Origin of the sequence: Exiguobacterium sp. s6 (assembly GCF_018618155.1) — a bacterium.
Classification (GTDB): domain Bacteria; phylum Bacillota; class Bacilli; order Exiguobacteriales; family Exiguobacteriaceae; genus Exiguobacterium; species Exiguobacterium mexicanum_A.
In genome coordinates, this window is the sequence record NZ_JACSLN010000001.1 from 648,937 (window position 1) to 661,676 (window position 12,740).

General features: G+C 53.0%; 16 protein-coding genes. 13 read left to right on the plus strand and 3 right to left on the minus strand.

The genetic code is table 11. The annotated features are described in order from the left end of the window. The first annotated feature begins 11 nt into the window (after positions 1-11). From KNP75_RS03390 to KNP75_RS03440, 11 genes are all read left to right on the plus strand, one after another. Positions 12-1,169, plus strand: a complete 1,158-nt coding sequence (locus KNP75_RS03390) for a helicase-related protein (protein ID WP_215189855.1) — start codon at positions 12-14, stop codon at positions 1,167-1,169. Beyond that, positions 1,166-1,834 (plus strand): ComFC family protein, encoded by a 669-nt coding sequence (locus KNP75_RS03395; RefSeq protein WP_215189856.1) that lies wholly within the window; start codon positions 1,166-1,168, stop codon positions 1,832-1,834. The genes KNP75_RS03390 and KNP75_RS03395 overlap by 4 nt, the downstream gene beginning before the upstream one ends. Positions 1,835-1,847: 13 nt before the next feature. Beyond that, the gene (locus KNP75_RS03400; RefSeq protein WP_251128182.1) at positions 1,848-2,240 is read left to right on the plus strand and encodes a flagellar protein; all 393 of its coding nucleotides are present in this window, start codon (positions 1,848-1,850) and stop codon (positions 2,238-2,240) included. A 24-nt stretch (positions 2,241-2,264) separates the two neighbouring features. Next, a complete protein-coding gene (locus KNP75_RS03405) occupies positions 2,265-2,516 on the plus strand; it encodes a flagellar biosynthesis anti-sigma factor FlgM (protein WP_131435359.1) in 252 nt (83 codons plus the stop codon). Positions 2,517-2,628: 112 nt separating this feature from the next. Beyond that, positions 2,629-2,985 (plus strand): flagellar export chaperone FlgN, encoded by a 357-nt coding sequence (flgN, locus tag KNP75_RS03410; RefSeq protein WP_215189857.1) that lies wholly within the window; start codon positions 2,629-2,631, stop codon positions 2,983-2,985. Positions 2,986-2,997: 12 nt separating this feature from the next. Continuing rightward, positions 2,998-4,500: a flagellar hook-associated protein FlgK gene (gene flgK / locus KNP75_RS03415; RefSeq protein ID WP_215189858.1), complete on the plus strand. Its 1,503-nt coding sequence runs from the start codon at positions 2,998-3,000 to the stop codon at positions 4,498-4,500. Between the two features lie 6 nt (positions 4,501-4,506). Next, positions 4,507-5,445 carry a flagellar hook-associated protein FlgL gene (flgL, locus tag KNP75_RS03420; RefSeq protein WP_215189859.1) on the plus strand — a complete coding sequence of 313 codons (939 nt, stop codon included), beginning with the start codon at positions 4,507-4,509 and terminating at the stop codon, positions 5,443-5,445. 6 nt (positions 5,446-5,451) lie between these two features. Then, the gene (locus KNP75_RS03425) at positions 5,452-6,027 is read left to right on the plus strand and encodes a DUF6470 family protein (RefSeq protein WP_215189860.1); all 576 of its coding nucleotides are present in this window, start codon (positions 5,452-5,454) and stop codon (positions 6,025-6,027) included. A gap of 15 nt (positions 6,028-6,042) precedes the next feature. Next, positions 6,043-6,480, plus strand: a complete 438-nt coding sequence (fliW, locus tag KNP75_RS03430; protein WP_138859041.1) for a flagellar assembly protein FliW — start codon at positions 6,043-6,045, stop codon at positions 6,478-6,480. Beyond that, a complete protein-coding gene (csrA, locus tag KNP75_RS03435) occupies positions 6,480-6,707 on the plus strand; it encodes a carbon storage regulator CsrA (RefSeq protein ID WP_215189861.1) in 228 nt (75 codons plus the stop codon). Before fliW ends, csrA begins: the two co-directional genes overlap by 1 nt. A 102-nt stretch (positions 6,708-6,809) precedes the next feature. Continuing rightward, complete coding sequence (locus KNP75_RS03440; protein WP_215189862.1) at positions 6,810-7,865, plus strand: GGDEF domain-containing protein; 1,056 nt, start codon at positions 6,810-6,812, stop codon at positions 7,863-7,865. A gap of 32 nt (positions 7,866-7,897) precedes the next feature. Here KNP75_RS03440 and KNP75_RS03445 read toward each other — a convergent pair whose 3' ends face one another. After that, positions 7,898-8,812 (minus strand): YitT family protein, encoded by a 915-nt coding sequence (locus KNP75_RS03445; RefSeq protein WP_215189863.1) that lies wholly within the window; start codon positions 8,810-8,812, stop codon positions 7,898-7,900. Positions 8,813-9,028: 216 nt separating this feature from the next. Here KNP75_RS03445 and KNP75_RS03450 point away from each other — a divergent pair, with 216 nt between their 5' ends. Together KNP75_RS03450 and KNP75_RS03455 are read left to right on the plus strand one after the other, a co-directional pair. Beyond that, a complete protein-coding gene (locus tag KNP75_RS03450; RefSeq protein ID WP_215189864.1) occupies positions 9,029-9,526 on the plus strand; it encodes a hypothetical protein in 498 nt (165 codons plus the stop codon). A gap of 438 nt (positions 9,527-9,964) precedes the next feature. Next, a complete protein-coding gene (locus tag KNP75_RS03455) occupies positions 9,965-11,047 on the plus strand; it encodes a GGDEF domain-containing protein (protein WP_215189865.1) in 1,083 nt (360 codons plus the stop codon). A 499-nt stretch (positions 11,048-11,546) separates the two neighbouring features. Here the strand turns inward: KNP75_RS03455 and KNP75_RS03460 are convergent, their stop codons facing one another. Further along, positions 11,547-12,131 (minus strand): hypothetical protein, encoded by a 585-nt coding sequence (locus KNP75_RS03460; protein WP_215189866.1) that lies wholly within the window; start codon positions 12,129-12,131, stop codon positions 11,547-11,549. A 50-nt stretch (positions 12,132-12,181) separates the two neighbouring features. After that, positions 12,182-12,703, minus strand: coding sequence for a hypothetical protein (locus tag KNP75_RS03465; protein WP_215189867.1), 522 nt, complete (start codon positions 12,701-12,703; stop codon positions 12,182-12,184). Positions 12,704-12,740 lie beyond the last annotated feature (37 nt).

A 12,740-nucleotide genomic window follows, 5' to 3' on the forward strand; every position in this document is an offset into this window, starting at 1 on the left:
GACTGATTGTATTGGGACAACTCATCATCGCGCCGACCGGCACGCCTGCCATCCGCTTCGGAATCTGTCAACGCTGTCTGAGTACGGACACCCGCTCGTTCACGTGCCACCACGGTGCGTGTCGCTATTGCCGGAATTGCCTCCATCTCGGCCGTGTCTGTCAGTGCGACCGTCTCGGGGAAGAAGACATCACGACACCGGTCGAACCGACGGAACTCGTCATGCCGTTCAAACTGTCGGCCGACCAGCAACACATCAGCCGGCAGTTGCTCACCTGGTGGGAATCTCGGACGAGCGGGCTCGTCCATGCCGTCTGCGGGGCCGGGAAGACGGAGATGACATTCCCGGTCATCGCGCGCGTCGTCAATGAAGGGAAGCGTGTCCTCATCGTCTCGCCGCGCCGTGACGTCGCCATCGAATGGGTCGACCGGCTCGAGGCCGCCTTCTCTGTCCCGGTCACCCGGCGCTACGGGGGCGGGGACAAGGACACGATTGGAATGATCACTGTCGCGACGGCGCCGCTGCTCGTGAACTTACGACATGTGTTCGATTACGTCCTCATCGATGAGTCTGATGCCTTCCCGTTCGCCTTCGATTTGGCACTTTGGTGGACGCTCCGCCGAGCCGGGAAAGGCCTGTTCTTATTCGTGACGGCGACGCCGACCGTCTGGCAGCGCCAGTTCCCGACCGTGCATCTATCGCGTCGCTATCACGGGCACGACTTGCCGGTGCCGCGACTCGTGCGTGAGACGGGGCAGGCGATCCTCGACTTCTGTCGGCAATACGAGGGTTCCCCACGTTTGCTGTTCGTCCCGACGAAGCCGGACCTTGCCCGATACAGGGAGCTGCTTGAGACAAACGGCTTCCCCTGCAAAGCCGTCTCGGCCGATACGGACGAGCGGACGGATACGCTCGAATGGCTCGAAGCGACGACCGGGATCGTGCTCGCGACGTCGATTTGGGAGCGGGGTATGACCGTGACCGGGGTCAACGTCGCCGTCCTCGACAGCAGTCACGCCTTGTTCTCGTCCCGCGCCCTCGTCCAGATGGCAGGGCGGGCCGGTCGGAAACCGACCGCGCCGACCGGGGATGTCGTCTTTTTCTACCACGAGCGCACGTTCCAGCAAGACCGGGCCATCCGCGAGATCGAGGAGGCGAACCGGCGATGAACTGTCTCGTCTGCCGAAAACCGTTCGCTATTCCCTGGAGCCCGGCGACGCTCTTGAAACGGGACTGGGTCTGCCCGGACTGTGAGGGGAGATTGACCCCAATCATCTCGGGCTGCCCGCGCTGCGGCCATCCGACCGAGGACGGGGCGACATGCGACGATTGCGTCCGTTGGCTCGGCCTCGGTCTCGACTTGACCGTGCGCTCGCTCTACCTATATGACGAGGCGGGCGTGAACTGGCTCCACCGCTACAAGTTCGGCGGTGACGTCGTCCTGGCCAATCAGATGCGCCCGGTACTAAGGCAGCTGCGAGAGCCGGACGTCTTCTACGTGCCGATCCCGCTCAGCGAGGAGCGGTTACGGACGCGGCGTTTCAATCAGGCGGAGTTGCTCGCAAGGATGATTGGACCGACGGAGCAGGTGCTCGTCAAATCCGAGGTTTCGAGTCAGCGTGAACTTGGGAAAGAAGAAAGGCGGCACCGTACGAATCCGTTCGCTGTACAGCGGTTACCGCGTTGTGGCAAAATTGTCCTCGTTGACGACGTCTATACGACGGGGACGACGTTGCATCAAGCGGCGCTCACCCTGCGCCGGGCCGGGGCGGAACAAGTTTCTGCCGTTTGCCTGTTCCGGACGCTAAACAAATCAAAAATGCGTCCGATATAAAGGGCAGAGGTGAATGACTGTGGAAGCAACAACTTGTCAAACATGCGGACGGCTGTTCATGAAACAAAGCCGCTCGCCTTACTGCCCATCCTGCGCGGAAGTTGATTTCCAAAACTTCTTGAAAGTCCGGGACTTCATCCGCGAACCCGCTAACAAACAGACAACGATCGGGGCCCTCGTCGAAGCGACAGGCGTCTCCGAACTTGATATCACGCGATATATCCATGAAGGACGCTTGATTATCAAGGACAACCCAGCTATGAGCATCGCTTGTGTGCGTTGTGGTAAGCCGACGAACGAAGGAAAAGTTTGTTCGGCTTGTCAGACAGATATGCAGCAAGAATTACAAGGTTTACAGGAAACTGTAAACAAGCAGCCGAGCGTTCGCGCTTATCGTTTGGACTAACAACTGAGAAGAGGGGGGACACGTATGCGCATCGATTCTGCAAAGTGGGTACACTTACCGAACACTTATGAGAAGAAAACGCAACCTGAGACGAAGCCCGAGCTGACACGCCAAACGGACCAACTATCGATATCGGCCGAAGCCCGCGCCCGGTTTGAAGAACCGGTGAAACATCCGGAGCGCCTGGAGAAGATCAACGCCTTGAAGGCGGAGATTAACGCCGGGACGTATACACGGGACGCGCGCGAGATCGCCAAACGCTTTCTACAAGGATGAATGAAAGCGAGGTCCGAGGGAGACCTTCGCATAAATATGATGGCACGGAAGCTGACTAAACAAGGGACACCCTTTCTTTAGTCGGCTCTTTTTTTGGACAAAGGAGAGACTTATGCTCACATTACATACACGTTTACTCGAAATCGCTTATGAAAAAGAACGACTGCTCATCAACGGCGATATGCCCGCGTTCAGCGCGCTCGTCAAGGAAGAGGCGACGCTCGTCCGACAAATCAAACAAAAAGAGGCGGAACGACTTCAAGGAACGTACATTTTGGACGATGAAGAGAAAGAAGCGTTACGACCGGTCGTCCTCGAGCTGAAACGGCAGAATGAATTGAACGCCGTCTTGCTCGAACAGTCGCTCCGGTATATCGAATGGCATTTGGATATGCTCCTGCCAGAGGCAGATGATTTCACGTACGGTCAACAGGCGCTCGAGACGCGCTCGTTCAGCCGAGATGTATAAGGAGGAAGTTTAATGGGCTCAACATTTATGGGATTAGAGACGGCGCGCCGCAGTTTGACGACGCACCAGTGGGCGCTCCAGGCGACAGGGAACAACGTCGCTAACGCCTCGAACCCGGGTTACTCACGCCAGCGCCTATCGCTCGGCATGACCGAACAGCTCAGCGTCAACTTCGGCGGAACGAAGGCCGGGCAGTTCGGGACAGGTGTCCGCGGGGAGACGCTCGCTCGGATTCGTGACTTGATGATCGACCAGCAGTATCGAGACGAGACGGTGAAAAATTCATTTTACGCGACGAAAGAAGCGGCGTTCGGTCGGATGGAAGATATCATCAACGAACCGTCGGAGAACGGGCTTGCGAAAGCACTTGACTTGTTTTGGGGTTCGCTCCAAGATTTGTCGGTCAATCCGGACGACACCGGGGCCCGCAGTGTTGTGCGCCAACGGGCGATGACGCTTACGGAGACATTCAACTATATGTCGTCTTCGCTCACGAAAGTACAAGATGATTTGAAATCAGAAGCCGACGTCGTCATCAAGAAAGTGAACGATCTTTTGACAAAGATCAGTGACGTCAATCGTCAAATCGGGGACGCTGAGCCGATTGGGGTTCTTCCGAACGAACTGTATGACGAGCGCGACCGCTATATGGACGAACTCGCCCAATATATCGAGTTCGATCGTAAACCGGTCGATTACTTAAACGGCGAAACGCGTGGTAATTCGCAACGGATGGCCGAGGGACGAATTGATATCGTCGTTAATATCGGAACGAAAGCAGCGCCGAATAATGTGACGCTTGTTGACGCCATTGGAGGAGGAATCGGAAAATTTGACGGCCTCGAATTAACGGATGCAGCGGGCACGGTTATACCGCTCACTCACTCTGATATTCCGAACGGAAAGTTGAAAGCACTTGTCGAGATGTATGGCGAAAATGGAAGCGAGGGAATTGATGGTGCCTTCACAGTCATGTTAAAAGACTTAGATGAAATGGCGCTACAATTCGCAACTGCCTTCAACACCTCGCACAGTGGTAATATCGATGCGGCAGGTGTCGCTGGTACGAATCAATTCTTTGATAACATGACGAGTGCCGCGGACATTACTGTCGGGGATGCGATTATGAAAAACTTGGATTTAATTGCCGCTTCGAAAGATGGCAATATAGGAGATGGCAGCGGGGCCTTGGCACTTGCTGATTTAAAGAATCAAGTATTGTCATTTACTGAGGGATCAGTCACGACGAATGCATCAATTGGTAAATATTACCAAAACATCATCGGGAATATGGCGGTGTCGGCTAGCCAAAGCGGTAGTCTCGCGAAGAGCACGTTCGCCCTCATGGCGAGTTCGGATCAGAGGCGCCAATCGGTGAGCGCCGTCTCGCTCGATGAAGAAATGACGATGATGATTCAGTACCAGCACGCTTATAATGCGGCGGCGCGGAACATTACGGCTGTCGACGAGATGCTCGACAAAATCATTAACGGCATGGGTGTCGTAGGGAGGTAATAAATAATGCGTGTTACACAGACGATGCTCACACAGACGAACTTGAAACATTTATCAAGCAGCTATAATACGCTTGCCCGTGTCCAAGAGCAACTCATCAGCGGAAAGCGAATTCAAAAAGCGTCTGAGGACCCGGTCGTGGCGATGCAAGGCATCCGCTACCGGACGGAGGTGCGTGAAGTCGATCAATTCCGTCGCAACGTCAGTGAGGCGACGAGCTGGATGGATTTGACGGATTCGACGTTGAATGAAGTGACGGAAGCCGTCAAACGGATTCGTGAACTGACGACGCAAGCGGCGAACGATACGTATGAATCGTCACAACGTCAAATTATTAAAAGCGAGATTGACCAACTTGTCGAACATATTGGTTCGCTCGCGAACTCGAAAGCCGGCGAGAAGTACATTTATAATGGGACGATGACGGATGCTCCACTCATCGATATCGAGAGTTTGAAAGCCTACTTGGCGAGTACCGATCCAGCTGCGCCTGTCGCAAATATCTATGAGGGTGGAACCGTTCCAGCCGGGAGTGGTGAAATCAAGTTCGAGGTGTCAAAAGGGATCACGGTCCAAGTGAACATGCAGCCGGAGACCGTATTCGGCGAAGAACTGTTCAAAGGGTTACGTGACTTAAGTTTAGCACTTCAGGACTCGACGAAGACCGGCAAAGACTTCTCGACAATGCTCGGGGTGCTCGATACGCTCGGTCAAAGCTTGATTACGGAACGGGCTGAACTCGGGGCTCGTGCCAACCGACTTGAGCTTGTCGACAACCGTCTGCAAGACCACGAAATCATCGCCAAGACGATTATGTCAAACAACGAAGACATCGATATCGAGAAGGTCATCATGGAGCTTAAATCTCATGAGACGGTACACAGAGCGGCACTGTCGGCCGGGGCCCGAATCATCCAACCGACGCTTCTCGACTTTCTCCGGTAAGTGCGGATGAACCTCGCTAGACTTGAGATGCGGCAAACCCATGCCGCCATCCAGATGAAGTCGAACCGGCCCGTGCTCGAGATGAGACAGGGCCGGGCCGACGTATCAATGACGCAAGGCAAGGTCGAGATGACGCAACAGACAAGACAAGGGACGCTCGAGGTCGATTCATCGGTCGCTCGCAGTGAAAGCAATTTGAAAGGAACACTCGAGCTCGGCCGCTACTTCGGTCAGCTCGGTGAACAAGGCGTGCGCGAAGCGACAATCCAAGCGGCGCAAGAAGGCGATCAACTCATGCGCATCGAGAACGGGAACCCGATCCCGAGTATTGCTGCAAGTAAAGTGAACGATCCATACCCGATCGTCGAGATGGGCTATATGCCGAAATCGATTGACCGCGTGAAGTTGACGTATACGCCGGCGGATGTCAAAATCGAGTGGAACCTGACGCCGGCACAGATTGATGTATCACTCACCCCGGCCGACATCTCGTTCACGCCATGGACGACGGATATCTCGCTCCGTCAGCAGGCGTCGCTCGAAATGTGGCCGGTCGGTGGCATGTATGATGAGACGCGTTGAAAGTGAGGACAACCCATGTTCATTGAGACAGACTATTTTGGCAAAATCGAAGTAAATGAAGAAGAGACAATCTCGTTTGTCAGCGAGATTCCCGGATTCCCGGACTCGAAGACGTTCACCCTCATCCCGTATGGGGACGAGCTCCCGTTTTGGTCGCTCCAGTCGCTCGAGGACCCGGCCTGCGCCTTTGTCGTGACGAACCCGTTCTGGCACAAGCCGGACTATGCGTTCGAATTGACCGACGGCGCGAAAGAACAGCTCGGCATCGATGAGGCGGAGCACGTCTCGGTATATGCCATCGTGACGCTCCGTGAGCCGTTCGACGCCTCGACGCTCAACTTGAAGGCACCGATTGTCATCGAGACGAAAGAGCGCCGCGGGAAGCAAGTCATCTTGGATGACGTCTACCCGGCCCGGTTCCCGCTCGGCGGTCAGAAAGAAGAGGTGCGCTGATGCTCGTATTGAAACGAAAACAAGGCGAGGCGATCCATATCGGGGACGATGTGACGCTCACCGTGCTCGCCATCGAAGGCGACCAGGTCAAGCTCGGCATCGACGCCCCGCGCCATATTGATATCCATCGCCATGAGGTGTACGTCCAGATGCAAGCCGAGAACGAATCGGCTCGGGACAGCACCAACTTGATGAAACAGATGATGCAAAACAAGTCGGAGGCGTGAGCTTCCGGCTTTTTAGCTGTCCTAAAATTTGGATAGGGTGACATGCGTCACTTTTGTACGATAGGATAGGGGGAAAGAAACGGCGGGAAAGGACGAGGTAGTTTGGGTCAAGTCATCAATATCTTTTTTATCAATATCAGTATCATCTATCTCGTCTTGTCGCTGACGTTGTACCTCATGCGCCAATTGTTGCCGATCCAGACGGGTTCTCCTTACGCGGTCCGCATCTGGTTCGGTCTCGCCATGGGGCTCGCGGCCGTGCTGTTGACGGTCAACTCGTTCCAAGTCGGAGAGGCACGGGTCGACCTCCGGATCATCCCGCTCGCGCTCTCAGGCGCCTATGCCGGACCGGTCGGTGTCACTGTCACGACGGGCTTGACGCTCCTCGGTCGCTTCGCCCTCGATGGCATGACGGAGCAGTTCGTCAGCTCGTTCGGCACGCTCGGCCTGTTTCTCGTCTTGTCGCTCGTGTTGAATCGACTGATGCTGCGACGTGGCCACTTGTATTCGGCCTATCTCGTGTTCGGGGCCGTGCTCGTCTTGTTTCGGATTGCGGGCAACGTCCCGATCCAGGCGTTCACGACCGTGTTCTTGCCGTATTTCGTCATGACTTTCCTCGGTGGCTGGATGTGCTACTGGGTCGCGAAACAAATCGAGACGCATCTGCGCATGTTCCGGCTCCATACGCAGCGGGCGACGATTGACGAACTGACCGGGCTTCCGAACCGATACATGACGCTCGAGCGGTTGAACGAGGTCGAGATGTCGGGTCTCCCTTGGGCGCTGTTCGTCATCGACGTCGATCGCTTCAAGCAGTTGAACGATACATATGGGCACCGGGCCGGTGACGCGGCGCTTCACCACATCGCTCAAACATTACAGGTGAACTGTCCGGAGGGCTGCTTCGTCGGCCGTTACGGCGGGGAAGAGTTCTTGATGGTGCTCGAGGATGTCGGAGACGTGAGGTCGATCGCCGACGACATCGTCACCGTCGTCCGGGACACACCGTTCTCATTTGAAGGGACAACAATCCCGATGACGGTATCGCTCGGGGCCTCGCTCGCCGGGGCCGAACCGGGCACCCTCGTGTTCGAACGGGCCGACGCCGCCCTTTATCACGCCAAGACGAGCGGGCGTGACCAAGCTAAAATCGGATAAACAAAAAAAACGGTCCCAGGGGGCCGATTTTTTTAGTGAATATTTTTCTTTTTGAACTGGCCGCCCCGGACGTCATGGATATTGCCGATGGCGAGGAACGCCTTCTCGTCATAGTCGTCGAGGATGTCTTTCAGCTTCGTCTCCTCCAATCGGCTGATGACGGTGAAGACGACTTTCTTGCCGTCACCCGTATAGGCGCCTTCGCCGTGTAGATACGTCACGCCCCGACCGAGCCGGTCCATGATGGCCTGACCGATGTCGTCCGGCGCCGTCGTGATGATCCACGCCGCCTTCGACTGGTCGAGTCCCTCGAGCACGATATCGATCGTCTTGAAGGCGACGAAGTACGTGATGAGCGAGTACATCGCCCGGTCCCAGCTGAAGACGAAGCCCGCCGTCCCGAGGATGAAGATGTTGAAGAACATGACGATCTCGCCGACTGAGAACGGCAAGCGGTCCGTGAACGACACGGCCAAGATCTCGGTCCCGTCGAGCGATCCGCCGGCCCGGATGACGAGACCGATGCCGGCCCCGAGCAAGAAGCCGCCGAACACGGTCGACAACAGCAGGTCGTCGGTGAACGGTTCAATCGAGTGGAGCAAAATCGTGAAGCCGGACATGAGCATGATGGCGATCAAGGTGACGACGGCGAACGTCTTCCCGATCTGACGATAGCCGAAATAGATGAAAGGCAAGTTGAACAGGACGAGCCAGATGGCGAGCTTCGTCTCTGTCAAATACGACGTGATGATCGAGACGCCGACGATGCCGCCGTCGATGATTTGGTTCGGGACGAGGAACGCCTCAAGCCCGATGGCGAAGATGAAAGCACCGATCAATAGGAGCAGCCCCTTCGCGAGGAGTTCAGTCGGTTTGATCGGATTGTGGACACGTTTCAAACGGAGCACTTCCTCCGGGGTCGGGGAAGGCATCGGTGGATGCTGCATCGGGGTTCACTCCTTTTTCTTTTTAGTATGATGAATAACAAAATGAAGTGCAACACTCTAAAGTAACTGGCAGCGATAATGCCAAGGGTATCCCCGTCCAGCTCTTCCAGAAAAGAAAGTCGATCGGAGTGAGGGGCATCACGAGACCGAACGTCTCGACATCGCCTGTGGTCGTATATTGAGAATGTGAAGAGCGGAGATGAGACGCTACCCAACATGGAGATTCCAGTCTTCCATAAGGCGACGGGCCAATATCAAGAGGTCATGTGCAAATGTGACACGTATTACGTGAACGATACCGGGGATCGTCACGTCACGTGCAGCCTCTACAATTTGGCCGAATCCAAACGTCTGACATGTGCCCTCGGCGACAAGGAAATTGACCGCGCGTGGCGCTTGTTATCAGAGCGGATCCATCGACAAGATGTCGGTGAAAACGAGGCGGCAGCGACGAGTCTTCTCACGGAGACATACGTCGATATCGTCTATCGCTGCCGTAGGGAAGTAGGGGGTCAAATGGATTCAGGAACGACGCATTCCGCACATCGATTCACAGGGCCGCCTCCTCTACACACAATGTGTGGCGAGCGATATCAACCACATGAAACGACAAGAACAAGAGATTTGGCAACTCGCCATGCTCGATTCGTTGTCGGCTTTGCCGAATCGAACGTATCTGATGGAGACGATGAAGGAATGGTCCTCCATCCGTGACCACTATACGGTGGTGACCTTGAGCTTCGACCAAATCAGTATCATAAAACCTTGACTTTGGGCACGTGCTCGGTGATGAATGGATTGTGGCCACGGTGAGCGGTGTGTTGAAGTAACTTTGTACTTATCTTAGATTGTAACGAATGGGATAAAAAGGAACCATATGAGAATATGTTCTCTTCCATAAAAATCTTTATGTCAAAATTTTAAAAAGAAATGAATGGATAAGTTTTTTGAGTTGAAGAATTCTACCTGAGAGACCGTATAGTGCGATTGAAGGTAGTGTATATGGAATAATGTGTTATAGTAGAAACTCATTTTCTTAATATTTGAAATTATGTATTGAATTAGACAAATTTCTATGGTCTAATGTGTTGTTGAAAGTCTAATCATTAGAGGACTGACCTGAAATGAATCAATCTTTGGGGGATGAATCACATGTCATTTGACATATTCACACTAAGCATCGTGGTGAGTGGGTTATCCATTCTCGGGGCCATCACGATGTACTCGCAGCAACATATCCTCTTCGATCATCCATCGCTTGGTCGTTGGGTCCTGGGCGGTATGCTAGGATCGCTCAGTTTCGTCGCCATGCTCTTCTATATACAATTAGACGAGTGGGCAATCTTTCTTCATACGGCAGGTTCCCTGTTAAGTTTTTATTACCTGTATCTCGGGGTTCGAGTTATTGATGGCCATCAGGAAACAGGAGACAGGGCGGCACGGACTGATGTTCTGTTTGTCGGTGGTTGTCTCGTCATATCCTGGCTTGTACGCGACAACGTGGAGGCCAGATACGTATTCCATGACGCTGTGGCGGTCGGTCTTTGTCTGTTCACGATCCATTACTTGTGGAAACACTCGATCAAGGGAGAACTGTTGGAGTATACGGTCGCATTGATCGCATATGTCAGTATCACCGTCGCGTTCGCGGGGCGCTTTATTCTGTCCGTGTTGGGACACTTTTCTGGGAGTGCGGACCATCCCTATAACGACGTCCTATTCCTCGTCGTCATCTTTTGGGTGTGCGGCTGGGTGTTCGGATTGTCGTTGATTCTTCATAAACAGCGACAGAGGATGTTCGAGGAACAGCTGATGCGGGATGAGCTGACGGGACTCCTGAATCGGAACGGGATCATGAAAGTGGCGGGGGACTGGATTGAGGACGGTGCACCGTTTCATCTGTATGTCCTTGATTTGAACGGGTTCAAGCAAGTGAACGACACGTTCGGACACATGAAAGGTGATCAGGCGCTACAAACCTACAGTAAATTTGCACGTGATAATCTGCCACATGTGGCGAAAATCGGTCGCATCGGCGGAGACGAGTTCGTCATCCTGTCGCCTTATCCTTTGGACTTCAAGAAGGCGACATTGAAATACGAGCTCTCAATCGGAGATGTGCCGGTAACGCTCGATGCTTCGATCGGGCAGGCCGCGTACCCGACAGACGGAGATTCAGTGGAGACACTGTTTTTGGTCGCAGATGATGCGATGTACATACAAAAATATTCATGATCGAGTCAGGACATGCCATGACTCGACAACAAAAGAGAGTGTACACGTTTCGACGTCGAAATGTATACACACTCTTTATATATCCGTCAAGGTGGAGTCGAATCGATTCTATGAAAAGCACGCTGTTCTTGTAGAAACGTATACATCTCAAAGTGTTCTCGTCACTTTTGATTAGACATGACCATACATTAAGTACTCTGTATACAAAAACTTTTGATTGATCAAGAGGCGTACTTATCGAGACTAGGCGGTTCGGGCTCGAGGTTACGAAGGGCTCGATGAACGCATCAAAGAATCTTCCAACAACCGAGACTCTTCTGACAGTTTTTTTAACGTATCGCTATATGGGTTCAATGAGATTTGAGTATGTCCGATGCTTCCGTAACTGAACGAACGCTGCATCAACACACCCAGGAATGTCAGCTTGTCTGTACTCGTGTAAAACGAGACGAATTCCGGGTCATCGCTTAGCCTCGCCAAGAGAGCAGCCTCACGTTTTTTAGGGGGGAAGTTGTTGAAAGATTGGATCACCGATCGATTGATAATAGGCGTCACAAGCGTAAAGTGGAGTAAATTTATGTTCGAGAGCAGCCGCGTGGCCATAGATGAGTTCAAAATGGCGAAGGTCGTTGTCATTCACTTGTGACAGAAGATGCAAGAAGAAAGCGGACTCACTGCTTGCGGCGAATTCTGGCCGGGCAAACACTTTCGCAGAGTAGATGGCCAATAGAATGGTCGCCTGATAAGAGTGATTGGTCTCCGAAATCTCTTTGGCACGGGCGATGAACAGTTTGACGACATCATCGCGTGTCTTGAACTCGTCCATGAGCCAGGACATGTTCTCGAGGGTCATATCGCCTTCCGAATACAGTTTCCATGCGAGATAGTCCATGAAGCGGCGCCGGTATTTCACATAGGGAGACTTTGCGAGCTCATCGGAAAGGTTGACCGAGAGAAGTTGGATTGGATTTGTTACTATTTCAAAAGCAAGGGCTCCGTAATGACCGAGTGACGCGGCAGACTCTAAAACAAGTTTAGGGGCATATTTGACGACTTTGCGGATTGGTTTTCGTTTCTTTCCCATGTGGTATCCTCACACCTTCCTGTGGGGGCTGGTCAACAAACGATTGGACGTCAATAGTGGCCGAACAATTTTTTGAGGGACCTCCACTTCGGCGGGTAAGCATTGCTGCCGCTATAGGAACGAGTCTCCTCCCCCATCTTACAGACCTCCAACTTCCACTGCGTCCCATCGTGAGTGATTGTTTCCGTTTCTACGAACAGCTCCGGCCAGAGATGCGTCTTAAAAGAATTGAATTTCTTTAAAACTTTTGCAGAATCGGCCTGATTATACCAATCAGATTCTATTCGTTGTTCTTGGCCAAACGTTTGAAGGATAAAGAGTTCTCGTTTAACGAAACCGTTCGAATAAAAAGTCAAAATAGATTCGTTATAAATGCCAAAACTTCCAATCCACAGGGTCACTTTCATGATAGGATCTGTAGTCAAAATTTCATTGATTGGGACCGTGGGTTCTAACGTCAAAGTCCTATGATGTTTGTTTTTCGGCTCTGATTCGCCTTGAATTTTATTATCATGTAAATCGACTCTCTTCATTCTTTCGAATGGATCAACAGTAGTGTCGGGTTCGTCCATAATTTATTCCTCCTGTCACAGATAAGGCGAAGGTAAA